Source organism: Streptomyces sp. NPDC047085, assembly GCF_040643735.1.
Lineage (GTDB): Bacteria > Actinomycetota > Actinomycetes > Streptomycetales > Streptomycetaceae > Streptomyces.
The window spans coordinates 331,627-357,433 of record NZ_JBEYUW010000004.1; the positions used below are offsets into that span (position 1 = coordinate 331,627).

A 25,807-nucleotide genomic window follows, 5' to 3' on the forward strand; every position below is an offset into this window, starting at 1 on the left:
GGCAGCAGATGAATCAGCGGCCCCTCATCAACGGCCCCCGCAACCCCAAGAGTTCACCCAACTCCCGTGCAACCCTTGCCTTCCTCCGACGGTCTCCTCATCGCGCCACCGGGCGCCCGGGATCCGCCCCGACCGTGGGAGACACCTTGCGCAAGCGCACCTTTCCGCTGACCCTGAAGCACCCCCTGCGCGGCGGCACCGCGCTCGCCGCCCTGCTCGTCGCGGGCCTGACCCCGGTGGCCCTGTCCACGCCCGCCTCGGCCGCACCTTCCGGCCTCCAGGGCGACTTCAACGGCGACGGCTACCGGGACGTGGCCATCGCGGCCCCCGCCGCCACCGTGAGCGGCCAGTCCTGGGCCGGCCAGGTCGCCGTCGTCTACGGCACGGCGACCGGGCTGAACCCCGCCAAGCACCAGTTGATCAACCAGAACACCGCCGGCATCCCGGACACCGCCGAGAAGAACGACCAGTTCGGCGACCGGATCGCCACCGCCGACCTCAACCGCGACGGCTACAGCGACCTCGTCGTCGGCGCCCAGCGCGAGAAGGCGGGCAGCGCCGCGGACGCGGGCACGGTCGTCATCGTCTGGGGTTCGAAGTCCGGCCTGTCCGGCGGTACGACCGTGAAGAACCCGCAGACCCTGTACGGCAGTTACTTCGGGCTGAGCATCGCGGCGGCGGACTTCACCGGCGACGGCAAGCCGGACCTGGCGATCTCCGCGCAGAGCGACACCGAGAACCCCAGCAGCTGGCGGATCCGGCTGATCCGGGGCCCGTTCGCGAAGTCGGGCTCGACGGGCCGCGTGTCGTCGTACTCCCCGGGCATCGACAGGCCCGTGCTCACCGCCGGCCGGGTCAGCGGCGACACCAAGGCCGACCTGGTCGTCACCGGTCAGAAGCCGAACGGCGACCACCTCGCCACGGCCGTCTACTACAAGGGCACCCCCGACGGCATCAGCAAGGCGGCGAGCCTGCGCACCGCCGGGACGGCCGCGATCGGCGACCTGAACAAGGACGGCTTCGGCGACATCGTCCTCGGCAACCCCGAGGACCCGGCCGACGACCCGTCCGCCTCCACCGGCGGCAAGATCCACATCATCTACGGCACCTCGTCCGGCCCGAGCGCCACCCGCAGGGTCTCGTACACGCAGAGCAGCGCGGGCGTCCCGGACTCCTCGGAGTACGGCGACCGCTTCGGCGAGGCGCTGGCGATCGGCGACTTCGACAAGAACGGCTACGGGGACCTCGCGGTCGGCGCGCCGGGCGAGACCTTCGGGGACGACAGCGACTACCGCGCCTCGGCGGGAGCGATCACCCTGTTCCGGGGCTCGGCCTCGGGCCTCACCACGACCGGCGCCGTGTTCCTCACGCAGGACAGCCCCGGCGTGCCGGGCGGCACGGAGGCGGGCGACAGCTTCGGCAAGACGCTCCTCGCGTCCGACGTGAACCACGACGGACACGCCGATCTCACGGCGATCGCCGACCAGGAGAACGACCCCGAGGGCGCGGCCTGGTTCCTGCCGGGTGCCTCGTCCACGCTCTACTCGACGACGGCGTCGACGACCTTCGGCCCGACGAAGGTGGGCCTGCCGGCCGGCAAGTACACCGCGTTCGGCGCCGACCTGGCCGGCTAGCGCCGACGGGCACCCCCGGGCGCCTACGCCTTCGCCGGGGGCAGGGTGACCTCGAAGCGGCAGCCGCCCGGGATGTTGCGTACGGTCGTCCGGCCCTGATGGGCCTCCACGATCCCTCGTACGATCGCCAGCCCGAGCCCCGCCCCGGCCGGCGGGGTCCGGGCGTCCGTGCCGCGCCAGCCGGTGTCGAAGACGCGGGGCAGGTCCTCCTCGGGGATGCCGCCGCAGCCGTCGGTGACGGAGAGGACCACGCCGTCGGCCGCCCGCTCGGCGGCGACGGCGACCGTGCCGTCGGCGGGGGTGCGGCGGATGGCGTTGACCAGCAGGTTGGCCAGGACCCGGCTCATCTCCTTGCCGTCGACCTCGACCGGCAGCGGCTGCACCCCGTCCCCGATCAGCCGTACGCCGTGCTCGCGGGCGAGCGGGCCGACCCCGGCGAGGGCGTCCCCGACCAGGTCGTAGAGGGAGATGCGGGCGGGGCTCAGCGGCAGGGTTCCGGCGTGGATGCGGGAGAGCTCGAAGAGGTCGCCGACCATGTCGTTGAGGCGTTCCACCTCGGTGCGGATCTGCTTGAGATAGCGGTCGGGGTCGGCGGCCACCCCGTCCTCCAGCGCCTCCGACATCGCGCGCAGCCCGGCGAGCGGGGTGCGCAGGTCGTGGGAGATCCAGGCGACGAGTTCGCGCCGGGACGTCTCCAGGGCGCGCTCCCGTTCTCGGGAGGCGGCCAGCTTGGCACTGGTGGCCGCCAACTCCCTGCTGAGGGCGTCGAGTTCGGCGGTGGCCGGGGCGGCGGGCGCGGCGAAGGCGCCGCCGTCGCCGAAGTGACGGGCCGCGTCGGCGAGTTCGCGGCTGCGGGCGACGACCCAGCGGCCGAGGAGCAGCGCGGTGAGCAGCGAGACCACGGCCGCCATGGCGACGACCGTGGTGACGACCCGCAGGTCGTGGGAGGACAGGAACATCGCCTGGGCCACCGCCATGGTCCCGGCGAGCATGGCGACCACGCCGACGGCGGCCACCACGGCCAGGGAGCTGGTCAGCGAGCGGCGGCGGATCAGGCGCAGCACGCCCGCTCCGGCGAGGCCGGTGGCGGCGGCGCCGAGGAAGGCGTAGAGGGCGATGAGCAGGGTGTCGCGCATGTCAGTCGCCCTCCGTTCCGATGCCCGTTCCGGTTCCTGTGCCCGTGCCCGTGCCCGTGCCCGTTCCGGTGTCGGTGCCCGTGCCCGTTCCGGTGCCGGTGGGGTCGAAGCGGTAGCCGACGCCCCACACCGTCTGGATGAGCCGGGGCCGGGCGGGGTCGTCCTCGACCTTGCCGCGCAGGCGGCGGACGTGGACGGTGACGGTCGACAGGTCGCCGAAGTCCCAGCCCCACACCTCCCGCATCAGCTCCTCCCGGCCGAAGGCGCGGCCGGGGTGCCGGAGGAGGAAGGCGAGCAGGTCGAACTCCCGCAGGGTGAGGGCGAGTTCGGCGCCGTTCTTGGTGGCGCGGCGGGCGGCCGGGTCGACGGTGAGACCGGCGGCGCCGAGGGGGCCGCGCGGTACGGCGGGGCGGGCGCGGCGCAGCACCGACTCCACCCGCAGGACCAGCTCCCGGGGGCTGAACGGCTTGGTGACGTAGTCGTCGGCGCCGACCTCCAGGCCGAGGATGCGGTCGTCCTCGTCGCCGCGCGCGGTGAGCATCACGACCGGCACCGGACCGTGCTCGCGCAGCCGCCGGCACACCTCCAGACCGTCCATGCCGGGCAGCATCAGGTCGAGCACCACCAGGTCCGGCCGGCGCGCGGCGGCGCGCGCGAGGGCGGACGGACCGTCGGCGGCGCGGTCCACGGCGTATCCGGCGCGGTCCAGGTAGCCCGCGACGACCTCGGCGACGGTCGGGTCGTCGTCCACGACGAGGATCCGGCCCCGGGTGTCCGGGGGCTGTTCGGCGCCGGGTCCGGCGTGCGGGGCTGCGTACGGCTGCTGCATGCCTACCAGCCTGTCACCGCGCCGGGGGCGGGGCTCGGCCATGGCGCCGACGTCCGCGTTTCGTAAGGAGCCGATGCCCTGTTTGTCACGGTTCAGGTTCGTAGATTGAACGCCGTGACCACCTCACCACCCCCGCCCGGCGGAGATTCCCCGCCGCCGCCCGACGTGGACGTCGTGCTGCCCTGCCTGAACGAGGCCGACGCCCTGCCCTGGGTGCTCGCGCGGATCCCGGCGGGCTGGCGTGCCGTCGTCGTCGACAACGGCTCCACGGACGGCTCCGCCGACGTCGCCCGCGCGCTGGGCGCGCACGTCGTACGCGAGGAGCGGCGCGGGTTCGGCGCGGCCTGCCACGCCGGGCTGCTCGCGGCCACCGCCGACGTGGTCTGCTTCTGCGACTGCGACGCCTCCCTCGACCCCGGGCAGCTGGTGCCGTTCGTCGACGAGGTCCGCTCCGGCGGGGCCGACCTGGTCCTGGGCCGGCGCCGCCCCCGCTCCCGGGGCGCCTGGCCGGCCCACGCCCGCGCGGGCAACCTCGCGCTCTCCCTGCTGCTCCGCCGCCGCACCGGGCTCCGCCTGCACGACCTCGGCCCGCTGCGCGCGGCCCGCCGCGAGCCGCTCCTCGGCCTCGGCCTCACGGACCGCCGCAGCGGCTACCCCCTGCAGATGGTGGTCCGCGCGGCCGACGCCGGCTGGCACATCACCGAACACGACGTCCCCTACCTCCCTCGCACCGGCACCTCCAAGGTCACCGGCACCTGGCGCGGCACGTGGCAGGCGGTACGGGACATGAGCCGCGTCCTGAACGAGCCGCCCGTTGTCCGCACCTAGCGGCGCGCCGGTCCCCCCACCCCGCCCCAGCCCCGGTCACCCGTCAAGGAAGGGCCACATGACCACCCTGCTCGTCATCGCCAAGGAGCCCAGACCCGGGCGGGTCAAGACGCGGTTGTGTCCGCCGTTCACGCCCGAGCAGGCCGCCGCTCTCGCCGAGGCCTCGCTCGTCGACACGCTGCGGGCGGTGGCGGAGGCCCCGGCCGCGCGGAGGGTGCTCGTGCTGGACGGCCGGCCGGGCCCCTGGCTGCCGCCCGGCTTCGAGGTCGTACCGCAGTGCGGGGGCGGGCTGGACGCCCGGCTCGCCGACGCCTTCGCGCACTGCACCGGTCCCGCCCTGCTGATCGGCATGGACACCCCGCAGGTCACACCGGCGCTGCTCACCGTGGACTTCGGTGACTGCGACGCGTACTTCGGCCCGGCCGAGGACGGCGGCTTCTGGGCGCTGGGCCTGGCCCGCCCGGAGCCCGCGCTGCTGCGGGGCGTGCCCATGTCCTCGCCGGACACCGGTGCCGTGCAGCGGGAGCGGCTGGTCGCCGCCGGGCTGCGGGTGTGCGACCTGCCCCGGCTGCGGGACGTCGACACCGCCGCCGACGCCCACGCCGTCGCCGCCCTCGCCCCGCACGGCGCCTTCGCCGCCCGGCTGGCCGACTGCGCCTCCGTCCGATGAGCGCCACGACCGACGCCCCGCCCGCCTGGGCCGCCTCCGACCCCTACGCCACCGCCCTGCGCACCGGCCGCGGCCCGCTCTACCTGCGCCGCGGCGACGGCTGGCTGCTGCCCCTGGAGGTGGAGCGCTGGTGTGCCGGCGCTGACGACGTGGACCGGGACGTCCTGGACCGGTGCGAAGGCGCCGTCCTGGACGTCGGCTGCGGTCCGGGGCGGTTGGTCGCGGAGCTGGCCGCCCGGGGTCGTACCGTCCTCGGTGTCGACGTCAGCGAGGCAGCCGTCACCCGTACCAACACCCTCGGCGGCCAGGCGCTGCGCCGCTCGGTGTTCGAGCCGCTGCCCGGCGAGGGCCGCTGGGGCACCGTGCTGCTGATGGACGGGAACATCGGGATCGGGGGCGATCCGGCGGCCCTGCTGTGCCGGATGGGCCAACTCCTCGCCCCGGGCGGTCTGTTGATCGCCGAGACGGCCCCGCTGGACATCGACGAGCGCGCCCACGTCCAAGTCGTCGACGTCGCCCACGGACAGGCCCCCATGGGCGAGCCGTTCCCCTGGGCGCGCATCGGTACGCCCGCCCTGCTCCGGCTCGCCGGGCGGGCCGGGTGGCGGGCGGTCGCTCAGTGGGCGGCCGGTGAGCGCCGCTTCGCCGCCCTGCGCACCCCCAGCACCCGCAACACCAGCAGCAGCGCGGAGCCGCCGAAGAGGACGGCGGTGATCAGCAGCCAGCGGCCGAGGTAGACGTCCGCGGACTGGCCGGTCGCCAGGCGGTAGCGCTGGTCGACCAGGCCGAGGATCAGCGGGAACCACACGAGCAGCAGCAGCCCCGACAGCACGGCCGGCACCCGCACGTACGACACGTACGGCACCCACGCCCGCCGCCCGGCCGCGCCCGGCCGGCCCACCAGCGCCCGGTCCAGCGCGGAGTACAGCGGCAGCAGCACCAGGTCGTGCAGCAGGGCGGCCCCCACGATCCACAGCGCCACCCCCAGCCAGTCCCCGGACAACAGCCGCACCCCGGCGTACGCGGCGAGCGCGAACGAGCAGGCGAGCAGCAGCAGTTGGAACGGACTTCCGGCCGGAGGAACCCGAAGTGCCGGACGAGCCGGACGAGCCGGAATACGGGGCCGCATCACAGATCTCCAAAGGTCAGCCGGGCCACCCACTTGGTGTTGAGCACACCGGGCGCGGCGGGCACGATGACGCGCGCCGGGTAGCCGTGGTCGGGGGAGAGGTCCTCGCCGTTGACGGTCAGGGCGAGCAGGGAGCGCCCGTCGGCCACCTGGTTGGCGCGCAGGGCCGCGCGGCGGAAGGCGCCGTGCCGTTGCAGGGACTCCACGAACACGTCCTGCGGGTCGCCGGCGTCGTAGCCGACGAGCGCGGCGAGGTCGCGCAGCCGTACCCCACGCCACCACTGGTCGGCCGTCGACCAGCCCTCGACGCAGGCGATCGGCAGCGACGAGCTGTGCAGGGGCATCGCCAGCAGTTGCGCGCGGCTGAGGCGGACGGTTCCGGTGCGGCCGGTGACGACCAGCCGCCACGCCTCCGCGCCGGTCTCCCGCGTGTCGATCCCGGCGTACGCGGCCGTCTTGTTGATCTGGAAGCCGTTCGGCCCGCCGCCCGGGTCCGGCCCGCCGTGCGGCGCGAGCAGGGCCGTACGGCGGAAGGGGCCGCCCAGGCTCTGCCCCACCGTGGTCAGGAACAGCAGCAGCGAGCCGCCACCGACCAGCCACAGCGCACCGCGCCGGGAGACGGTGGGCGGGGCGGGATCCGGGGAGACGAGATCGTCGTCCTCGTGGCGCAGCCGGTGCCGGACCGCGCGTACCGCCTTCGGTGTCTTCAGCACGGCGTGGGCGACGAACACGGCGAAGAACACCCAGGCGCCGTAGAAGTGCAGGGGGTAGAAGGAGCCGGGGAAGACGTAGTCCAGCTGGACGTTGAGCACCCCGGTGGTGAACTCGAACAGGCCGCCGCCGACCAGCAGCAGGAGCGAGATCCGCTCCAGCGCGTGCGCGAGCGAGCGGGCCGGGGGCAGCGTGAACAGCTTCGGCACCACCGACCACAGCTTGGCCAGCAGCACCGGGATCAGGGTGATGCCCAGGGTGACGTGCAGGCCCTGGGTAAACCGGTACAGCCACACCGGACCGGCCGGCCACGCGAAGAGGTAGAAGCCGAGGATCCCCTTGTCCGGGGTCGTGTCGTTCACCGGGGACAGGCCCGGGTTGTAGGCCGCGTACGACACCAGACCGGTCACGAACAGCACGGTGACCCCGACGAGCAGCACGAGGCCGAACACCGAGGTGAACCACGTGCCGCGCAGGGGGCTGCGCCAGAAACCGGGAGAGGTGGGAAGCCGTGGATGGTCGCGCATGTTCCGACCGTAGGCCCGGGCCGGCCCCGAATCGGGTGCGCGACCCATGACGAAACGCTGACGTCCGGCCCGTACGACGGCTCGCGCGGTGCCGTGCGGCCTAACGTGCCGGTGTGATCCGCAGCCCCCGTTCCGACGCCCCCGGGCCGGCCCTGCCCCGCCCCGCCGCCGACGGCGCCTCCCGGGCCGAGGCCCGCTCCGGCACCCGCCGCGACCTGTACGCGGCCGGTGCCGCCGCCCTCCTCGTGACGGTGGCCGTGCTGGTCGGCCGCCACATCCAGGACACCCGCCACACCCTGTTCGTGCACTGGCCGCCCGTGCTGGCCGAGTGGGACCCGCACGTGGGCCCGGGCACCCCGGCCGCCCTGCTCCTGGCGGTGGCCGGCGTGGCCTACGGACCGCCGCTGGCCGCCCGTCTGCCGTGGCGCGGCCTGCTCGCGGCGGCCTGGGCGGCGTCGACGGCCTGGATCCTCTCCCTCGCCCTGGTCGACGGCTGGGACCAGGGCGTCGCGAGCCGCCTCACCAACCGCAACGAGTACCTCCGGGTCATCGACCGCTTCCACGACGTCCCGGCCGCGCTGCGCGACTTCACCCACCACATCGTGGCCGGCAGCCCCCACCCCTGGCCGGCCCATGTCGCCGGGCACCCGCCGGGGGCCACACTCACCTTCGTGCTCCTGGACCGGATCGGGCTGGGCGGCGGCGGCTGGGCCGGGATGTGGTGCATCGTGCTGGGCGCCTCCGCGTGCGCGGCCGTACTGGTCGCGCTCCGCGCGCTCACGGACGAGACCCTGGCGCGCCGCGCGGCCCCCTTCCTGATCCTCGCCCCGGCGGCCGTCTGGCTCGGCGCGTCCGCCGACGCCTACTTCGCGGCGGTCGCCGCCTGGGCCCTCGCCCTGCTCGCCCTCGCGGTCACCCGGCGCTCCCCCGCCTGGGCGGCCGGCTCCGGCCTGCTCTTCGGCCTGACCTGCTATCTGTCGTACGGCCTCACGCTCATCGCCCTGATCGGCGCGGCCGTCCTGCTGCTGGGCCGCACGGGCGTCCGTCCCGCGCTCCTGCTCGCGCTGCTCGCCGGACTGGCCGTCGTCCCGCTGGCGTTCACCCTCGCCGGCTTCAACTGGTGGACGGCGTACCACCTGTTGGTGACCCGCTACTACCAGGGTGTCGGCGGCACCCGCCCCTACGGCTACTGGATCTGGGCCAACCTGGCCTGCACGGTCCTGATCACCGGCGTGGCGACGGCGGCGGGCCTGCGCCGCACCGGTTCCGCCCTCGCCCACCGGACCGACCCCGCGCGCACCCGGCTCGCCCTGCTGGTCGCCGCCGCCCTGCTGGCCCTGCTGGTCGCGGACCTGTCCGGGATGAGCAAGGCCGAGACCGAGCGGATCTGGCTCCCCTTCGCCATGTGGCTGCTGCCCGCGTGCGCCCTCCTCCCCCGCCCCCGGCCCTGGCTCACCGCCCAGGCCGTCCTGGCCCTGCTCCTCAACCACCTGCTGCTCACCGGCTGGTGACCCCGCAAGGCCCCTGCCGATCCTCCCGTCACCAGGACCGACCCCGCGCGCACCCGGCTCGCCCTGCTGGTCGCCGCCGCCCTGCTGGCCCTGCTGGTCGCGGACCTGTCCGGGATGAGCAAGGCCGAGACCGAGCGGATCTGGCTCCCCTTCGCCATGTGGCTGCTGCCCGCGTGCGCCCTCCTCCCCCGCCCCCGGCCCTGGCTCACCGCCCAGGCCGTCCTGGCCCTGCTCCTCAACCACCTGCTGCTCACCGGCTGGTGACCCCGCAAGGCCCCTGCCGGGCCTCTCCCGTCACCCCAGGACCGGGCTCGCCGCGCACACGGGTACGACCGTGCCGGTGCGGGGCGACGGAACGGTGGCCCGCACCGGGTGGCCGGCGGACGTGCCGGACTCGATCTCGGCGAGCAGGCGGCGCAGGGCCGCGCGCACCTGGGGCATGTCCGGTGCCTCGGGTGCTCCCAGGACGCCCGGCAGAACGGTCCCGGTGTCCAGGGCCGCCAGCGCCCGGCGGGCCCGGTGCCAGGCGCGGCCGCTGTGGCCCTGGTGATGGTCGGCGCAGGCGCGGGCGTAGCGGGCGACGGCCGTGGCCCAGGCGTCCTCGCGCACACCGGGGTGGGCCAGCGCGCGGCGGGCGCTGCGCAGGGCGGCGCCCGGGGTGAGCGGGGCCTGGACGACGGCCAGCGCGGCGAGGCTCACGGCGGGGGCGGGGCCGCCGGGGGCGTGCGCCGGGACGGTGTCGGCGGCCTGCCGGAAGCAGTCGGCGGCGGTACGGATGTCGCCCTGCTCCCAGGCCAGCATGCCCTGCACATGGGCGACGCGGCCGATCAGCGCGTCGTCGCCGGCCATCACCGCGGCCGGCCAGGCCTGGCCGAGCAGGGTGCGGGCGGTGGCCGGGTCGCCGGGCGCGTGCAGCAGGGCGGCCAGCCAGCGGGCGCGGGCGGCGAGCGGATCGTCGGCGGTGTGGCGGGGCAGCAGCCGCGCCAGATGGGCGCGGCCCTCCTCGCCGTGGCCGTGCACCGCCCACCAGAACCACAGGTCGGCCACGGCACCCAGGGCCGCCGTCACATGCTCGGCGGGGGCGTCGGGTCGGGCGAGCGTGCGCTCCACCAGGGCGGTCAGATCCTCCTGGTTGTCCTGGACGAGCCGGGCGGCCTGCCGCTGGTTGCCGGTGCTCCAGAGGTTCTCGGCGACCGAGGCCAGGCGCCGGTAGTGCAGCACATGACGTTCCAGGGCCACCGGGAACTCCCCGGCCGCGCGCAGCCGTTCGGCGCCGAAGTCGTGGGCGGCGCGGGTCATCCGGTAGCGGGGCGGACGGACCCCGCCGGGCTCGCCGACCGTCTCCAGCACCCCGGCGGCGGCCAGTTGGGCCAGACAGGCGGAGACCTGGTGCGGGGCGACGCCCGCGCCGGAGCACAGATAGACGGCGGTCGGCTCGGTGAAGGCACCCGCGAAGACGCTGCCGCGGCTCCACACCACGCGGGCGGGCCGCTCGAAGAGCACGTAAGCGGCGCCGACCGCCGACCGCAGCGACCGGTGCCGGCGCAGCGCGGGCCCGGGCGCGGCGAGCCAGCACTGGTCCCGCTCCAGCCGCTCGGCGAGCGCCCGCACCGACGGGTCCCGGGCGAGCTGAGCGGCGGCCAGCTCGACGGCGAGCGGCACGCCCTCCACCAGCCGGCAGATCCGCGCCACGCGGTCCAGCTCCGCACGGTCGGCACGGAAGCCGGGGAGAACGGCACGGGCCCGCTCCAGGAACAGCTCCATCGCCTGCGCCTCACCCAGCGGAGCGAGCCGTACGACCCGCTCGTCCCCGAGCCCCAGCGCCTGCCGGCAGGTCACCAGCACCCGCAGCCCGGGCACCCCCATCAGCAACCGCTGCACCAACCCGGCACATTCGGTCCGGACGGCGTCGGCATCATCGAGGAAGAGCAGCGTGGGACCCGCCACCGGGCCAGTGGCCCGCAAACGGTCCGCCGCCGGACCAGGACCCGACAAGCCGTCGGCCACCTGCCCGACAGTCCGCAGGTCCTCCGCTGTCAGGCCGGCAGCGGCTCGCGGGGCGTCCGGGGTCGGACCGGCCGTCAGCTCACCGGCGCAGTCCGGCCGGTGCTCTCCGAGTGCCGCGGCCACCCGGGCCGCGAGCGTCCCGGCCGCTGCGGTCCCGGCGTCGGGGCAGCGGACGTGGATCACTCGGCCCCACGGCATCAACGGCATCCACGGCACCACCGGGTCCCCTGCCCCTGGGGCGGCCGTCGCGGCGGCCAGCCGGCTCTTGCCGACGCCCGCGGCGCCGGTCACGGTCACCAGCCGTCCCCGCGCCAGCCCCTCCCGCAGCGCCCTCGTCTCCTCCTCACGGCCGATCAGACCGCCCGTCCCCCGACGCCCTGCCGCGGACGCCCCCTCGGCGCTTGCCCTCACTGTTCCCAGCACTCCATACCTTGCGCGGTGCGATGTCAGGCGGCGGCACCCGAAGAGAAATCGTTCCTGCAACCGCCGCCACGGCAACTCCAACGCCCACCCGCACCACGGGTGGCGCACCCGCGCCCGGTATCACGCGCCGCAACGAACGCCCGAACGTCCGTCCCCACGCTCCCCCGGCGGCGGGGCCCGCCGTACTCCGAACGGCGGCACCCGCCGGACGCGGCTAGTACTCCTCGTCCGTGCCGCCCGTGCCACCCGTGTCGCCCGGGCCGCTCTTGTCGTCCTTGCCGACCGTCCTCGTCGGCCGTGCGCCCCGGCCCGGTTCGGGCAGTTCACCCAGCTGGGCTCGGGCGTACAGCACGTCGCCGATGAAGAGGTCGTAGATCAGGATGCCGACCACGCCGCCGATCAGCGGCCCGACGATCGGAATCCACCAGTACCCGCTGAACGACCCCTGCACCGAACCCCCGAACGCCAGGCTCTGCCAGCCCGCCGCATACGTGAGCAGGCGCGGCCCGAAGTCGCGGGCGGGGTTGATGGCGTAGCCCGCGTTGGCGCCGTAGGACATGCCGATGGCGGCGACCACGAAGCCGACCAGCAGTGGGGCGAGGTTCGCCTTCACGGCCTGGTTGCGCAGGTCGAGGAGGGCGACGACGAACATGACCAGGAAGGCCGTGCCGACGATCTGGTCGACCAGCGGGCCCCAGTAGCCGCCGTGGTAGTAGGGCGCCGGGAAGGTGGCGAAGATGGAGAACGTGGCGTTCGTATGCCCGTTCACCTTCGGCCCCGGCGCGACGGCGTCGTACGCGTCGATCGCGTTGTGGTAGACGAGGAGGACCAGCGCCGCCCCGGCGAACGCCCCGCAGACCTGCGAGAACCAGTACGGCAGGACCTTCTTCCAGGGGAACCCGCGGCGCACGGCCATGGCCAGGGTGACCGCGGGATTGATGTGGGCGCCGCTCACGCCGCCGGCCACGTAGACGCCGAAGGCGACGGCGAAGGCCCAGCCCCAGGCGATCAGAAGCCAGTCACCGGCCGCGAGGAAGATCGTCGTGGGCGTGGCGGCACGGCCCGAGCCGGGCAGCGCGGCCACCGCCGTCGCGACGACACCGCACCCGAACGAGATGAGGACGAAGGTCCCGAGGAACTCCGCCAGGCACTCGCCCGGCAGCCCGGCCCGGCTCCTGAGCCGGGACGGCTTGATGATCGGGGGGATTTCGACAGCCATGGAGGCCCCCTTGAAGAGAGCAATACGGCCAACATCACCATATTGGCCCATAAATGCTCTTCACGCAGGGCGGCGGCCGTCCGCAGCAGGTCAGGCGTCCAAGTCGTCGGCGTAGTGCCGGAACCCGCGCCGGTCCCGGTGCATGCGCCACAGGGTCTCCGCGAGCACGGCCGGATCCTTGCGCGCATGGCCCGGGGTGATGGCCCCCGGAATCACCAGTTGCGCGACATGGATCCCCTCGCGGGCCAGCCGGTCGTGCAGCAGCCGCCCGTACGCGCTCTCCGCGGCGAAGGCGATGGAGGTCCCGGTCCGCTCGGGATGCGGTACGGCGGCCGTCCCGCCGTTGACGAGGAGGATGGTGCCCCGGCCGAGCCGGCGCATCCCCGGCAGCACCTGCTGCACCGCGGCGACCGGCCCGTACACCGAGAACTCGATCGGCCCGAGCAGGTCACGGTGCCCGGTCTCCAGCACCGGCCGCATGAAGTCCCGGTGCGGGACCGGGCTGTACTGGAGCACCTCGACGGGCCCGAGCGTCTCGCCCGCGGCGCGCAGGGCGGCCACCAGCTCCTCGGGCCGGCGCACGTCCGCGGGGAAGCCGTGCGCGCCGACCCCGTCGGCGGCGAGTTCCTCGACGAGGGTGTCCAGCCGGTGCCGGTCGCGCGCGACGAGCGCGATGTCGTACCCCTCCCGCCCGAACCGGCGTGCGACGGCGGCCCCCAGCCCGGGTCCGGCGCCGACGATGGCCATGGTGCTCATGGCGGGCATCCCTACCGCGCCCGGCCGCCGGCGAATCCCCGCCGGCCCGCTACGCGCCGGCCTCGACCAGCCGGGCCGTCATCGAGCCCGCGCTGATCCGCTCCACCTGCGCGGCCGTCACGGCCCGCACGGCGAACGCCCCGGCGACCGCGGCCCCGACGACCGCCGCGTCCGAGAGCAGCAGCGGCCACACCTCCGTGTAGGCGCGGGCGATGATCTCGTCGGTGGAGTCGTTGTACACGAGCCCGACCCCGCTGAGCATGCCGATCAGCCACAGCCCCCACCACAGGTTCACCGCGACGGGCAGCTTTCGCCCCGGGGCGGTGGTGCGGAAGGCGTCGGCGACGATGCCGCGCGGGAACCACAGGTTGACGACCGGCACGATCCACCCGAGCCAGACCCAGATGCCGGCGTACTTCGGCGTCTGACCCGACAGGGTCCGCGCGTTGTCCCGCACCCGCCACAGCCACAGCAGGAAGAGGACCGCGCACAGGAAGGCGGCACCGCCGCCGAGGCTGGTGACGAAGTGGTACGAGTTCTCCAGCGCGTTGAGCGGCCGGTGCACCCCGTCCCCCTGGTCCGGCGGCCCCGAGGCGGGCTCTCCCGCCATGGCCAGCCGTGTCTCCCACACGGCCCGGGCCGTCCAGGCGAGCCCGGCGAGCAGCAGGGACCAGGCGGTCAGCCGTCCGGACAACCGTATGGGGTGCAGCGCGAGCCGCCGAGGGGCCGGGGCCCCGACTGTCTGTTCGTTCACCGCCTCATCCTGGCCCACCGAAGTCGGCGGCCGGGCGGTAGGTGGCGAGGGCCCAGATGACGAAGAAGTCGATGGCGATCATGACCAGGGACCAGATCGGGGCGTACGGCAGGAACATGAACTGGAAGATCACACTCAGCGAGGCGAGGCCGATGCCGAGCACCCGCGCCCACTCGTAGCCCTTGAGGATGCCCACGCCGGTGATCACGGCGATGGCGCCGAGCACGATCAGGATCGCGCCCCAGCCGGTGAGGTTGATCTTGTAGACGTAGGCGTTGATGCGGGCGTACACGTCATCGGTGGCGATCGCGGAGATGCCCTGGAGCACGGCGAGGATGCCGTTCACCAGCATCAACACGCCCGCGAAGACAGTGCCTCCCTGGGCCCAGCCGCCGTGTGGCGCGGGAGCCGGGGCCGGGGCCGGTGCGCTCTGCTGGGTCATGGCTGTACCTCCGCCATCGTCGTCCCCGAGTGCGTCGTACGTGCCGTACGTGTCGTACGTAACGACGATCCGACGCGGCGCGTCCGGCGACCACGGGGACTACTCCGAACGGGTGAATCTCGCGCTCTCCCGGGCCTCACGACCTGCGGAACCTCACGACCTGCGGAACGTCACGGCCTCCGGACCTCACGCCATCCAGAAGAAGACCGCCGTCATCCGCTTCTCCTCCAGCGTCCGGCCGGTGTAGCCGGTGGCGCTGTGCACGAGGTTGGCGTTGTAGAGGAGGAGGCGGTTGTACTTGTGGGGGACGCGGACGTCCTCCTCGAAGGCGTCCGGGGCGACGAAGCGCGTGCCGAGGGCCTCGACGAGGTTGTTGTGCGGGGCCTGGACGACGTTGCCGCCGAGCCGGCCGCCGGGCAGGGACTGGCGGAAGAAGCTCGTGCCGCAGTCCTTGGGCATGCGCGGGTTGAGGTACAGCACGGCCGCGTACCGGCACAGCGCGCGCGAGTCGGTGTGCGGGCGCGGCTCGCTCTCGCCCTCGCCGACCACCTGCACGCAGTTGTGGTTGAGGGTGCCGCCGCCGGGCGCCTGCTGCACCCACAGCTCCTTCGCCCCGGTCGCCTGCTTCACCAGCCCCTCGACACAGGCGAGTTCATCCGGCTCCAGGCCCGGCATGGCGCGCAGGCCGGGCCAGGTCTCCGAGGTGTACGGGTGGCCCTCGACCCAGTCGTCCTTGGCCAGACACCGCTCCCGTACGGCGTCGACGTCGGGCAGGACGTCGTCCAGCACCCAGTAGTCGCGGCCCTTGGTGGGCTTGCGGTAGGGCAGAACGGGCAGCGCGGCGGGCATGCGGGGCTGTGGGGGCATGCGGCGAATCTAGGCGCGCGCTTTCCCTGCCTTCTCCCGAGAAGTGGTCAATCTTTCACCAACACGAGCCCCGCTTTCGTCAACTCAGGCCCCTTTTCGTCAAGTCGGGCCCAAGGGAACGGAATCTTTACCCGGGACCGCCGACACAAATCGCCTCCGCATCCGTACTCCTGTGCGTCAGAACCGCCCACGGGCGGGCTCCCCCAGGCAGGAGGCACGGTGCGGTTTTCGCGGAACGCGACGGGAACGCTCTTCGTGGGCGGCGCGATGGCCCTGACCCTCGCCGCTCTCGCCTACCCGAGCATGCTCGGAGTGAGCACCGTCTCCAGCTCGCAGACACGCGTCATCGCCAACACCCAGTGGGGGCCGCTCACCGAGGCGGACCGGGACTTCGTGGTGAAGGTGCGGGCGGCCGGCCTGTGGGAGTACCCGGTCGGCCAGATCGGGCTGCAGAAGGGCACCACCAAGGCGGTCCAGACGGCGAGCCAGCACCTGGTGGACGGGCACGCCGCGCTGGACATCACCTGCCGCAAGATCGCCCCGCTGCTCAACATCACCCTGCCCGACCTCCCGAGCCCCCAGCAGCAGGGCTTCGTCAACACACTGAAGTCGGACAGCGGGAAGAAGTTCGACAGCGACTTCGCCAACATCCTGCGCATGACGCACGGCTCGATCTTCAACACGGTGGCGAAGATCCGCTCCACGACCAAGAACTCGCTGGTCCGGGCGCTGGCCGACCAGGCCAACGACACCGTGCTGGACCACATCACGGTCATGGAGAAGACCGGCCTGGTCGACTTCGACCAGACCGTCTTCCAGCAGACCACCCCGCCGAAGCTGCCCGACTCCGACGTGACCCCGCCGCCCCCGGCCCCCGGCCAGCCGCAGGTGGTCCTCACCCCGCCCCCGAACGCCACCTCCACACCGGTGGACATCGACGGCCTGACGGGCGGGAACGGCGGGGCCGGAGGAGCGGGCGGTAACGGCGGGTCGGGCGGCTCCGGCAACACCGCCCCCAGCCCCGCCCCGACCGTCGGCTAGGCCAGCCACACCGTGGTGTCCGGGGGCAGCACTCCCGGCTCGGACTCGGGCAACGCGGTGCTGGCGAGCAGCAGTTCACCCGAGGGCAACGGCACCGGCGCGTCCGTCAGGTTGCCGACGCACCGCCAGCCCGCGCCCCGCGCGAAGTCCAGCACGCCGGCCGGAGCCCCGGGCGTCCACGTCAGCGACTCGCCCTCCAGCAGCTTGCGGCGCAATCGCAGCGCGGTGCGGTACAGCTCCAGCGTGGAACCCTCCACGCCGGCCTGCGCGGCGACGGCGTACGACGCGAAGGACGCCGGCTGCGGCAGCCACGCCGCTCCGGGCCCGAAGCCGTACGACGGTCCCGTCGGCGTCCAGGGCAGCGGCACCCGGCAGCCGTCCCTGCCCTTGCTCAGATGACCGGTCTGCGTCCAGACCGGGTCCCGCAACGCCTCGGCGGGCAGGTCGGCGACCTCGGGCAGGCCGAGTTCCTCGCCCTGGTAGACGTACGCCGATCCGGGCAGCGCCAGCATCAGCAGGGTCGCGGCCCTCGCCCGGCGCAGGCCGGCTTCGCGGTCGATCGCGGGTTCCGTGCCGCCGGACAGCAGCCAGGCGTCGGTGTCGGTGCCGGGCGGAAGGACGAGCCGGGAGGCGTGGCGTACGACGTCGTGGTTGGAGAGCACCCAGGTGGCCGAGGCACCGGCGGCGTGCGCGGTGGCGAGGGAGCCGGTGATGGCCCGGCGCAGCTCCTCGGCATCCCACTGGGCTTGCAGATACTCGAAGTTGAACGCCTGGCCGAGTTCGTCCGGGCGGGCGTAGAGGGCGCGGCGGGAATCGGGGACCCAGGCCTCGGCGACGGCGGTGCGGGGTGGGTCGTAGGCGTCGAAGACCTTGCGCCAGTCCCGGTAGATCTCGTGGACCTCGTCGCGGTCCCAGTAGGGGTGGGTGCCGGGCGGCACGCGCAGCAGGGCCTCCTCGCCGGTGGCGCCGACGTCGCCCACGTCCCGGAGCGGCTCGGTGAGGTCCTTGGCCAGGCCGTGCGCGACGTCGACGCGGAAGCCGTCCACGCCCCGGTCGGACCAGAAGCGCAGGGTGGTGCGGAAGTCGGCGCGGACGTCCTCGTGGTCCCAGTTGAGGTCGGGCTGCTCGGGGGCGAACAGGTGCAGGTACCAGTCGCCGTCGGGGAGCCGCCGCCAGGCGCTGCCGCCGAACACCGACGGCCAGTCGGTTGGCGGGAGTTCGCCGTGCGCGCCCCGGCCGGGGCGGAAGACGTACCGGTCGCGGGCGGGCGAGCCGGGGCCGGCCCGCAGGGCCTCCTGGAACCAGGGGTGGAGGTGCGAGGTGTGGTTGGGGACGATGTCGACGACGACCTTCAGGCCGAGCCGGTGGGCCTCGGCGACCATCGCGTCGAAGTCGTCCAGGGTGCCGAGGCGCGGGTCGACGTCCCGGTGGTCGGCGACGTCGTAGCCCCCGTCGGCGAGTTCGGAGGGGTAGAAGGGGCTCAGCCACAGGGCGTCGACGCCGAGTGTGGCGAGATGGTTCAGGCGCCGGGTGAGGCCCTTGAGGTCACCGAGTCCGTCGCCGTCGGCATCGGCGAAACTGCGCGGATACACCTGGTAGATGACGGCCTGCCGCCACCAGTCGGGATTCCTGGACGAGAGGTCTGTCATACGGGCTCCGTTCGGGCGGTGGTCCGGAGTCGACCCAGAGAATCTGTCCACAGCACCCGGAAAGGGAACCTTCGGACGCCCTCTTCGCCACCGCCCGGCCGAAGTACTAGTGCGGCGCCACCGTCTCCAGGTACAGCTTCACGTACCGCTCCACGTCGACGTCCAACGCCACGTCCACCAGGGTGTGTTCGCGTCGGCCGTGGTGGATCTCGGACTCGCCCATGCGGGGGCGGCGGTCGACGATCGTCTGGCCCCGGGTCGGGCCGGGGCCGAGGGAGACCTCGACGGGGAGCAGGCGGGTGGTGAGGCCGGCCGGGTCGGCGACCGCGCACACGGCGCCCGCGTCGCCCAGGCCGCCGGACGGGTCGTCGCCGTCGGGCTCGGGCGCGGTCGGGCGGTGGGCCAGCAGTTCGCCGGCCAGCCGGGCGCCGGGCTCCGCGCTCCCGCGCAGCCGCTGCACCTCCTTGCCCGGGACGACCACCCGGGTGAACACGTCGAGCCCGTACATCGTGATCGGCACCCCGGCGCCGAGCAGGATCGCCGCCGCCTCCGGGTCGTGCCAGACGTTGAACTCGGCGACCGCCGTGGCGTTTCCGGTGGCGACCGCCCCGCCCATGAAGACGATCCGCTCGATGTTGCGGGTCACATCGGGGTGGGTGCGCAGGAGGAGCGCGATGTTGGTGAGCGGTGCCGTCGGGATCAGGGTCACCGGACGCTCGGAGGTCAGGATCTCGCGGTAGAGGAGGGTCACGGCGTCCACGGCGGCGCGGCCGCGCCGGGGCGCGGGCAGGCCCAGGTCGCCCATGCCGTCCGCGCCGTGCACATGCCGGGCCGAGCGGGCCGGTTCGAGCAGCGGGCGTTCCGCGCCCCGCGCCACCGGGATGTCGGGGGCGCCCGCCTGCTCCAGCACGGTCAGGGTGTTGTGGACCACCCCGTCGACATCCGTGTTCCCGGCCACGCAGGTCACGGCCCGCAGGTCCAGTCCCGGGTGCCGTACGGCGAACAGCAGGGCCAGCGCGTCGTCGACGCCGGTGTCGCAGTCGATGATCACGGGGATGGGCTGACCGGTCACGGCGGACTCCTTCCGTCGTGACCGACCATAGGGCCTGGGCCATCAGGACCAGAGTGCGGTACCGCGTGCCGCCACCCGTTCGGCGACCCGGTGCAGCAGCTCGGGCACGGGGAGCGGTTCGGGGCGGCGCCCGTCGCGCAGGCGTACGGCCGCGAGCCCCGCCTCGGCCTCCCGGTCGCCGATCACCGCCTGGTACGGGACCAGGCGGGCCGCCCGGATGCGGGCGCCCAGGGTGCCCTGGTCGGGGGCGGCGAGTTCGGCGCGCAGGCCGAGGGCCCGGGCCTCCCGGACCACCGCCGCCGCCCGCTCCACCTGCTCCTCGGCGACCGGCAGCACGGCCAGCTGCACGGGCGCCAGCCAGGCCGGGAAGGCACCGCCGTGCGCCTCGATGAGGTGGGCCACGGCCCGCTCCACGCTGCCGATGATGCTCCGGTGCACCATGACCGGCCGGTGCTTCGCCCCGTCGGCGCCGATGTAGTGCAGGTCGAAGCGGGCCGGCTGGTGGAAGTCGATCTGCACGGTCGACAGGGTGGACTCGCGTCCGGCCGGGTCCGCGATCTGTACGTCGATCTTGGGGCCGTAGAAGGCGGCCTCGCCCTCGGCCTCCTCGTACTCCACCCCGCTCTCGTCCAGGACCTGCCGCAGCAGCGCGGTGGCCCGGCGCCACAGCTCGGGGTCGGCGACGTACTTGCCGCCCTCGCCGGGCAACGAGAGCCGGTGGCGTACGGCCCGGATGCCGAGGTCGGCGTAGGCGCGGGCGATCAGCTCCAGGGCGGCGCGGGCCTCGTCCACGGCCTGGTCGAGGGTGCAGAAGATGTGGGCGTCGTTGAGCTGGATGGCCCGGACGCGGGTCAGGCCGCCGAGGACGCCGGAGAGTTCGGCGCGGTACATGGTGCCCAGCTCGGCGATGCGGAGCGGGAGTTCGCGGTAGCTGTGGGAGCGGGAGCGGTAGATCAGGGCGTGGTGGGGGCAGAGGCTGGGGCGCAGCACGACCTCCTCGGACTCGTCTGCGCCCAGCTTCATCGGCGGGTACATGTCCTCGCTGTAGTGGTCCCAGTGCCCGGAGATCTCGTACAGCTCGCGTTTGCCGAGCGCGGGGGAGTACACGTGCCGGTAGCCGGCGGCGCGTTCCGCCTCCCGGATGTACTCCTCCAGGGTGTGGCGTACGACCGCGCCGTCGGGGAGCCAGTAGGGCAGGCCCGCGCCCATCAGCGGATCGGTGTCGAAGAGGTCGAGCTCACGGCCGAGCCGGCGGTGGTCGTGCATCGGGGTGTTCATGGCGGGGCTCCTCGGTGGGGGAGGTCTGGGAGGCGAACACCCCGGGCCGGGACACGCGAAAGCCCCGGGGCACTCGCCCCGGGGCTTTCGTCTGCTCAGGTGTCAGCGCGCCGGGACGGTCTCCGGCGTCGTCGTGCTCTGCGGGCACTGCTGGGCGCGCTTCATGCGGGTGACGGTAACCGGGGCCGGGCCGACGGCGCCACGCATTTTCCCGCGGCCCCTCACTCGTACGGCCCGGAGCGCAGATCGCCCCCTCACTCGTACGGCCCGGAGCCGACGCTGACGTGCTCACCCGGACGGTCCGAAGCCGGGGCCGGGGCCCTCACTCGGACCGCCCGAAGCCGGCGGCCGGGGTGCTCACCCGGACGGCCCGGAACTGGGGCCGGGGCACTCACCCGGACGGCCCGGAACCGGGGGCGGGGCCCTCACTCGGCCCGCCCGAAGCCGGCGGCCGGGGCCCTCACCCGGACGGTCCGAAGCCGGCGGCCGGGGTGCTCACCCCGACAGCCCGAAACCGGGTCCAGGGTGCTCACCCGGACGGCCCGGAGCGGGCGCGGACCTGCTCACCCGGACGGCCCGGAGCGGGCGCGGGCCTGCTCACCCGGACGGCCCGGAGCGCTGGTGGGCGGGTGCGGGCGGTGGTGGCGTGAGAGCAGGCATCCCCCACCGGCCCGCCCTGGAGGCCCCCGATGACCGCCGTCATACCCACCCGTGGCGCCCGCTGCATCCGCCGCACCCGCGGCTCCCGCGGCTCTCGCTGCATCCGCGGCTCCCGCGGCTCCCGCGCCGCCCTGCTCGCCGTCGGCCTCCTCTCCCTGACGGGCTGTGCGACCCTCGGCCTGGAGCATCCGCCAACCGCGCAGTACCCCCTGCCGACGGTGGAGAAGTCGAAGGCCGCCCCGTCGAAGACCTCGCCCCGCGGTGACGGTTCCACGCTCACCGACGCGCAGGCGCAGGCCGCGCTCATCACCGAGACCGACCTCGGCGCCCCCTGGACCGCGACGCGCGGGGCGGCCACCTGGCGGGACGCGCTGCTGAAGGCGACCACCGGCGCCGGGGAGTGCCAGCGTCTGCTGGACGCCCTCTACGCCGACGAACTCCTCGGCGGCCCCGCCCGCGTCGCCGTCGGCCTGGACGACGCCGACACCGACGCCCAGTTGCGCTACCAGATCGGCGCCCGCCGCCCCTCGGACGTCGACGCGGCGCTGGCCTGGCTGAAGACCATGCCGTCCCAGTGCGCCCGGTTCACGGCCACCACGGAACTCGGCCTGGTCGAGGACGTCCAGGTCGTCGAGGCCCCGCTGCCGGAGGTCGGGGACGTGCGGCAGGGCCTGCGCATCGGCCTCGCCACCACCACGGACGACGGCCAGAACGTCCTCCTCACGCTGGACGTCGCCGCCGTCCGGGTCGGCGAGGACGCCTTCGCGCTCACCAACGGCGGCCTGGGCGACGTACCGAACGGCGCGACGCAGGCCGCCGTCCAGGTCGGCGCCCTGCGCCTGGCGGACGTACGCAGACAGGGCCGGGTCCAGGTCTGAACCGGGCTACGCCCGCCCGCGCCCGCTCACAACGGCGGCTGTGCCGGGGCCGGGCCCAGGGTGGTCGTGCCTGGGGCCGTGCGGTGGCCGAGGCCGGTGCGGTAGGCGTCCAGGGCCGCTTCGACGCGGCCGGTGCGGCGCAGCAGGTCGCCCAGGAGACGGCACAGGTCGGCGAGGTCACCGGCCGCGCCGGCGCGCTCCAGGAGGCTGAGCGCGCGGACGTAGTGCTCCTCGGCGGCCTCGGTGTCCCGGGCGTCCTCGGCGATGATGCCGAGGAGGCGGTGGGCCCCGGCGGCGTGGACGGCACCGCGTTCGGAGGAGAAGTCGCCGAGAACGCCGTCCAGCAGCTCCGCGGCCTCCGCCGACTTGCCGCGCCGGTGCAGGACGTCGGCCAGTTCCACGGCGGCCTGGCTGCGGTAGAGGGCGGCGCGGGTCTCCGAGAGCATGGCGAGGGCTTGGCGCAACTCGTCCTCGGCGCGCCCGAGTTCGCCGCCCTGGGCGTAGACGTAGCCGCGCATCCAGTGGCAGTTGGCGAGTTCGGTGCGCAGTTGCAGCTGGCGGTACAGCTCGGCCGCCTTGGCGAGGGAGGCGTCCGCCTCGGCGGCCCGGCCCTCGGCGAGCAGGGTGCGGGCGACCGAGCGGTGCATGCGGGCGATCAGCGCGGGGTCGGCGGCCTGCGGGGCGAGCGCGAGCGCGAACTCGGCGGCCTGGGCGGCGCGGGCGTGGGCGCCCATGTCCATGTAGGGGCCGATGACGCTGGCGTACAGAAGCAGCAGGGCGTCGGGGTCGTGCAGGCCGCCCCGGTTGAGTTCGTCGAGGGTGGATTCCAGGAGGTAGACGGCGTAGCGGAGTTCACCGGCGAGGTAGTGGGAGACCGCGCGGCCGCGGACGGCCGGGACCCGGGCCGGCAGGGACTCCCCGGCCAGCCGTTCCTCGGCCCGCTCGAAGCACTCGCGCGCCTTGCCCAGCTCGCCGGTCTCCAGGGCGCTTTCCCCGAGTCCGAGCAGCGCGGCGGCCTGCTCGTGGCCGAGCCCGTGCGCCTCCGCCTCGGCGAGCAGCACGGCGTACTGCGCGGCCGCCTCCTCGGCCTTGCCGTCGGCCAGCGTGCGCTGGGCCTCGGTGAGCCGCAGCCGCAGGGCGGTGGTGAGATGGGCGGGCCGGCCGACGGCCAGCTCCTCGAAGGCGACCCCGAGCCGGTCCGCGATGTGCCGCAGTGCCTCGTCCGAGGCATTGACCCGGCCCGCCTCCAGCGTGGAGATGTAGGCGGGGGTGTAAGCGGGCTCGGCCAACTGGCGCTGGGTGAGTCCACGTTGGGTGCGCAGCTGCTGCACACGCCGCCCTACGACCTCGGGATCGTCTCGCTCCCGCATCCCTTTTCCCACCCCAACTCCCCTGGTGCCCCTTGCCGTTGGCGTCCGACACCCCTAGGTTAAACGGCGGATTAAGCATGCTTAACACATCGCTGTTGTTGCGAGGTCGCCGTGCTCGGACGTACATCCGCACCCTACGGACGCTCCAGCACACTCCCCCATCTCCGGCTCCGCTACGCAGGGAACACCCCCGTAGCCCGGGGCGTGGCCGCGGCCGTGATCGCCGTGGTGACCCTGATCGCCGCGGCGAACGCGGGCCCGGCCCGGGCGTCCGACGCCCCCGCACCCCCGCCGCACGCCCGGCACGCGGGCCACTGACCCAACCGACCGCCTACATCGGGTAAAGCTCGGGCCAAGACAAGGGGATTCGGGGCCCGCCTTTCCCCGCAAACAGGGTCAATAGACGGGTTGTACGAGAGTGGAATATCTCACCGCCGCCGCTTGACAGGGGACCGCGCGGCTAGGGTGAGCGATCCGGCCCGGCTGACGCCTAGGGGGGCGCGCGGGTCCGGGTGGGCGCTGAGGGGCGCCGCCCAACCTGGGGAGGCGCCCGAGGGGTGCCGCCCAGCCAAGGGACAGGGATTCTTTCGGGGGCCACGGCGACCTGCCGGAGACGGGGGTCGGGCCGGGGCCAGGGGTGGGAAGGGCACGGGGATGACCGTCAGCAGCGTGCGCGCGGAGGAGGAGACGCCGGCGCGACCCGCCGGCAACGGGCGGCACGGCGGCCGGCGCAGACGCGGCAAGGAACCGGACGGGCCCCGGCGCGGGATGCGCATACTGCGCTGGACCGCGGCGAGCCTCGCGGTCCTCGTCCTCGGCACCGCCGGCGCGGGCTACCTCTACTACGAGCACCTCAACGGCAACATCAAGAAGGCCAAGCTCGACCTCGGCGACTCCTCCATACCCGAGTCGAAGCCCAACGCCGACGGCCAGACGCCGATGAACATCCTGCTGATCGGCTCCGACAGCCGGAACTCCGCCAAGGACCTCGCGCTCGGCGGCTCCAAGGCCGACGTGGGCCGCCCGCCGCTCGCGGACGTGCAGATGCTGCTGCACGTCTCGGCCGACCGCAGCAACATGTCCGTGGTCAGCCTGCCCCGCGACACCATGATCACGATCCCCAAATGCACCGACCCGGACAACGGCCACGTGTTCCAGCAGGTGGGCCCGATCATGGCGAACGAGTCGCTGGCCCGCGGCGGCCCGGGCTGCACCGTCGCCACCTGGCAGCAGCTCGCCAAGGTGCACATCGACCACTTCATGATGGTCGACTTCTCCGGCGTGGTGGACATGGCCGACGCCATCGGCGGCGTACCGGTCTGCGTCCGGCAGAACGTCTGGTCGCACACCTCCGACGGCCACGGCTCGGGCCTGAAGCTGCGCGCGGGCACCACCCCGGTCAAGGGCGAGCAGGCCCTGCAGTGGCTGCGCACCCGCTACGGCTTCGAGGACGGCACCGACATCGGCCGCACCCACGCGCAGCACATGTACATGACCTCGATGGTCCGCCAGCTGCGCAAGAACGCGCGGCTCGGCAACCCCACCGAGATGCGCAAGCTCGCGGAGGCCGCGACGAACGCGCTCACGGTCGACGAGAGCCTCGGCACGATCAAGAAGCTGTACGACCTGACGACCGAGCTGCAGAAGGTGCCCACCAAGCGGATCACCATGTCCACGCTGCCCGTCGTGGAGTGGCCGCAGGACACCGCCCGGCGGATGCTCGCGCCCGGGGACGCCGACCAGGTCCTCTCCATGATCCGCGACGACGTGCCGATGGACGGACGCGCCGCCAAGCACAAGACCGAGCAGAAGTCCAAGGACCCCGCGGCCCCGGACGACGCCATCGCGGTCCAGGTCCGCAACGGCACCGGGTCGGACACCGCGGCCCCGACGCCCCAGCGGGCCGGCGCGGTCGCCCAGCTCCTCCAGGGCCAGGGATTCACCCAGGCCGTGAAGGACGGCACGGCCGCGAGCGAGGCCGAGACCGTGGTCCAGTACCCCGGCGCCGACCTGGAGGGCGACGCCCAGGCGGTGGCCAAGGCGCTCGGCATCCCGCTGAACCACGTCCACCGGTCGACCGACGTCTCCGGGGTCACCCTCGTCGTGGGCGCCGACTGGCGCACCGGGGACACGTATCCGAAGAAGCAGACCCCGGACAAGCCGCCAGCCTCTGCGGCCATCCTCGCCGGCGACAAGGACGACGCCTGCATGCCCGTCCAGAAGGGCTTCACCTGGTGAGCCGAGAGTGAGCTGCGGCTGAGCCGCGGATGAGCTGCCGCTGTGCTGCGGCTGAGCCGCGGGTGAGCTCCCGCTGAGCCGTGGGTGAGCCGGAGCTGAGCCGCATGCTGGGCCGCGGGTGAGCCGCAGCTGAGCCGCCTACTGAGCCGCTGGTGAGTCGCGTACTCAGCTGCTGGTG

At 74.0% G+C, this 25,807-nt stretch carries 21 protein-coding genes and 1 pseudogene; 9 read left to right on the plus strand and 13 right to left on the minus strand.

What is annotated here, in order from left to right:
- The first annotated feature begins 146 nt into the window (after positions 1 to 146).
- Positions 147 to 1,634 (plus strand): FG-GAP-like repeat-containing protein, encoded by a 1,488-nt coding sequence (locus ABZ865_RS17025; protein ID WP_361230554.1) that lies wholly within the window; start codon positions 147 to 149, stop codon positions 1,632 to 1,634.
- A gap of 23 nt (positions 1,635 to 1,657) precedes the next feature.
- On the opposite strand, the gene ABZ865_RS17030 is transcribed toward ABZ865_RS17025, so the two are convergent.
- Positions 1,658 to 2,770, minus strand: a complete 1,113-nt coding sequence (locus tag ABZ865_RS17030) for a HAMP domain-containing sensor histidine kinase (RefSeq protein WP_361230557.1) — start codon at positions 2,768 to 2,770, stop codon at positions 1,658 to 1,660.
- Between the two features lies 1 nt (position 2,771).
- Positions 2,772 to 3,599, minus strand: a complete 828-nt coding sequence (locus ABZ865_RS17035; RefSeq protein WP_361230559.1) for a response regulator transcription factor — start codon at positions 3,597 to 3,599, stop codon at positions 2,772 to 2,774.
- 114 nt (positions 3,600 to 3,713) lie between these two features.
- On the opposite strand from ABZ865_RS17035, the gene ABZ865_RS17040 reads away from it, so the two are divergent.
- The 3 genes from ABZ865_RS17040 to ABZ865_RS17050 are packed head-to-tail and all read left to right on the plus strand — an operon-like array spanning position 3,714 to position 5,834.
- Positions 3,714 to 4,427: a glycosyltransferase family 2 protein gene (locus ABZ865_RS17040; RefSeq protein WP_361230562.1), complete on the plus strand. Its 714-nt coding sequence runs from the start codon at positions 3,714 to 3,716 to the stop codon at positions 4,425 to 4,427.
- Positions 4,428 to 4,485: 58 nt separating this feature from the next.
- A complete protein-coding gene (locus ABZ865_RS17045; protein ID WP_361230564.1) occupies positions 4,486 to 5,097 on the plus strand; it encodes a TIGR04282 family arsenosugar biosynthesis glycosyltransferase in 612 nt (203 codons plus the stop codon).
- Complete coding sequence (locus ABZ865_RS17050; protein ID WP_361230567.1) at positions 5,094 to 5,834, plus strand: methyltransferase domain-containing protein; 741 nt, start codon at positions 5,094 to 5,096, stop codon at positions 5,832 to 5,834. The genes ABZ865_RS17045 and ABZ865_RS17050 overlap by 4 nt, the downstream gene beginning before the upstream one ends.
- Before the next feature lie 391 nt (positions 5,835 to 6,225).
- Here ABZ865_RS17050 and ABZ865_RS17055 read toward each other — a convergent pair whose 3' ends face one another.
- Complete coding sequence (locus ABZ865_RS17055) at positions 6,226 to 7,464, minus strand: molybdopterin-dependent oxidoreductase (protein WP_361230570.1); 1,239 nt, start codon at positions 7,462 to 7,464, stop codon at positions 6,226 to 6,228.
- Positions 7,465 to 7,616: 152 nt separating this feature from the next.
- On the opposite strand from ABZ865_RS17055, the gene ABZ865_RS17060 reads away from it, so the two are divergent.
- Both ABZ865_RS17060 and ABZ865_RS17065 read left to right on the plus strand, forming a co-directional pair.
- Entirely contained in the window at positions 7,617 to 8,975 is a 1,359-nt protein-coding gene (locus tag ABZ865_RS17060) for a hypothetical protein (RefSeq protein WP_361231197.1), read from the plus strand.
- A gap of 54 nt (positions 8,976 to 9,029) precedes the next feature.
- Positions 9,030 to 9,239 (plus strand): annotated as a pseudogene (locus ABZ865_RS17065) (hypothetical protein); the annotation flags it as partial.
- A 30-nt stretch (positions 9,240 to 9,269) separates the two neighbouring features.
- Here the strand turns inward: ABZ865_RS17065 and ABZ865_RS17070 are convergent.
- The 6 genes from ABZ865_RS17070 to ABZ865_RS17095 form a co-directional block, all read right to left on the minus strand.
- Positions 9,270 to 11,393, minus strand: coding sequence for an AAA family ATPase (locus ABZ865_RS17070; RefSeq protein ID WP_361230573.1), 2,124 nt, complete (start codon positions 11,391 to 11,393; stop codon positions 9,270 to 9,272).
- 226 nt (positions 11,394 to 11,619) lie between these two features.
- The gene (locus ABZ865_RS17075; RefSeq protein ID WP_361230576.1) at positions 11,620 to 12,624 is read right to left on the minus strand and encodes an MIP/aquaporin family protein; all 1,005 of its coding nucleotides are present in this window, start codon (positions 12,622 to 12,624) and stop codon (positions 11,620 to 11,622) included.
- 90 nt (positions 12,625 to 12,714) lie between these two features.
- Positions 12,715 to 13,380 carry an SDR family NAD(P)-dependent oxidoreductase gene (locus ABZ865_RS17080; RefSeq protein WP_361230579.1) on the minus strand — a complete coding sequence of 222 codons (666 nt, stop codon included), beginning with the start codon at positions 13,378 to 13,380 and terminating at the stop codon, positions 12,715 to 12,717.
- A gap of 49 nt (positions 13,381 to 13,429) precedes the next feature.
- Complete coding sequence (locus ABZ865_RS17085) at positions 13,430 to 14,089, minus strand: DUF4328 domain-containing protein (RefSeq protein WP_361231199.1); 660 nt, start codon at positions 14,087 to 14,089, stop codon at positions 13,430 to 13,432.
- Positions 14,090 to 14,138: 49 nt separating this feature from the next.
- Entirely contained in the window at positions 14,139 to 14,576 is a 438-nt protein-coding gene (locus ABZ865_RS17090; protein WP_361230582.1) for a hypothetical protein, read from the minus strand.
- Between the two features lie 186 nt (positions 14,577 to 14,762).
- Positions 14,763 to 15,443 carry a DUF6445 family protein gene (locus ABZ865_RS17095; protein WP_361230585.1) on the minus strand — a complete coding sequence of 227 codons (681 nt, stop codon included), beginning with the start codon at positions 15,441 to 15,443 and terminating at the stop codon, positions 14,763 to 14,765.
- 255 nt (positions 15,444 to 15,698) lie between these two features.
- On the opposite strand from ABZ865_RS17095, the gene ABZ865_RS17100 reads away from it, so the two are divergent.
- Complete coding sequence (locus ABZ865_RS17100; protein WP_361231201.1) at positions 15,699 to 16,484, plus strand: DUF4142 domain-containing protein; 786 nt, start codon at positions 15,699 to 15,701, stop codon at positions 16,482 to 16,484.
- Here ABZ865_RS17100 and ABZ865_RS17105 read toward each other — a convergent pair.
- The 3 genes from ABZ865_RS17105 to thrS form a co-directional block, all read right to left on the minus strand.
- Complete coding sequence (locus ABZ865_RS17105) at positions 16,481 to 18,133, minus strand: glycoside hydrolase family 13 protein (RefSeq protein ID WP_361230588.1); 1,653 nt, start codon at positions 18,131 to 18,133, stop codon at positions 16,481 to 16,483. The genes ABZ865_RS17100 and ABZ865_RS17105 overlap by 4 nt on opposite strands.
- A 106-nt stretch (positions 18,134 to 18,239) precedes the next feature.
- Complete coding sequence (locus ABZ865_RS17110; RefSeq protein WP_361230591.1) at positions 18,240 to 19,205, minus strand: nucleoside hydrolase; 966 nt, start codon at positions 19,203 to 19,205, stop codon at positions 18,240 to 18,242.
- A gap of 42 nt (positions 19,206 to 19,247) precedes the next feature.
- Positions 19,248 to 20,483: a threonine--tRNA ligase gene (gene thrS, locus ABZ865_RS17115; protein ID WP_361230594.1), complete on the minus strand. Its 1,236-nt coding sequence runs from the start codon at positions 20,481 to 20,483 to the stop codon at positions 19,248 to 19,250.
- 689 nt (positions 20,484 to 21,172) lie between these two features.
- Between thrS and ABZ865_RS17120 the strand changes: the two genes are divergently transcribed.
- On the plus strand, positions 21,173 to 22,021 hold the full coding sequence (locus ABZ865_RS17120; protein ID WP_361230597.1) for a hypothetical protein: 849 nt from the start codon (positions 21,173 to 21,175) through the stop codon (positions 22,019 to 22,021).
- A gap of 26 nt (positions 22,022 to 22,047) precedes the next feature.
- Here the strand turns inward: ABZ865_RS17120 and ABZ865_RS17125 are convergent, their stop codons facing one another.
- Positions 22,048 to 23,391: a helix-turn-helix domain-containing protein gene (locus ABZ865_RS17125; RefSeq protein WP_361230600.1), complete on the minus strand. Its 1,344-nt coding sequence runs from the start codon at positions 23,389 to 23,391 to the stop codon at positions 22,048 to 22,050.
- Between the two features lie 654 nt (positions 23,392 to 24,045).
- Between ABZ865_RS17125 and ABZ865_RS17130 the strand changes: the two genes are divergently transcribed.
- Positions 24,046 to 25,629, plus strand: a complete 1,584-nt coding sequence (locus ABZ865_RS17130; protein WP_361230602.1) for an LCP family protein — start codon at positions 24,046 to 24,048, stop codon at positions 25,627 to 25,629.
- The last annotated feature ends 178 nt before the right edge of the window (positions 25,630 to 25,807 follow it).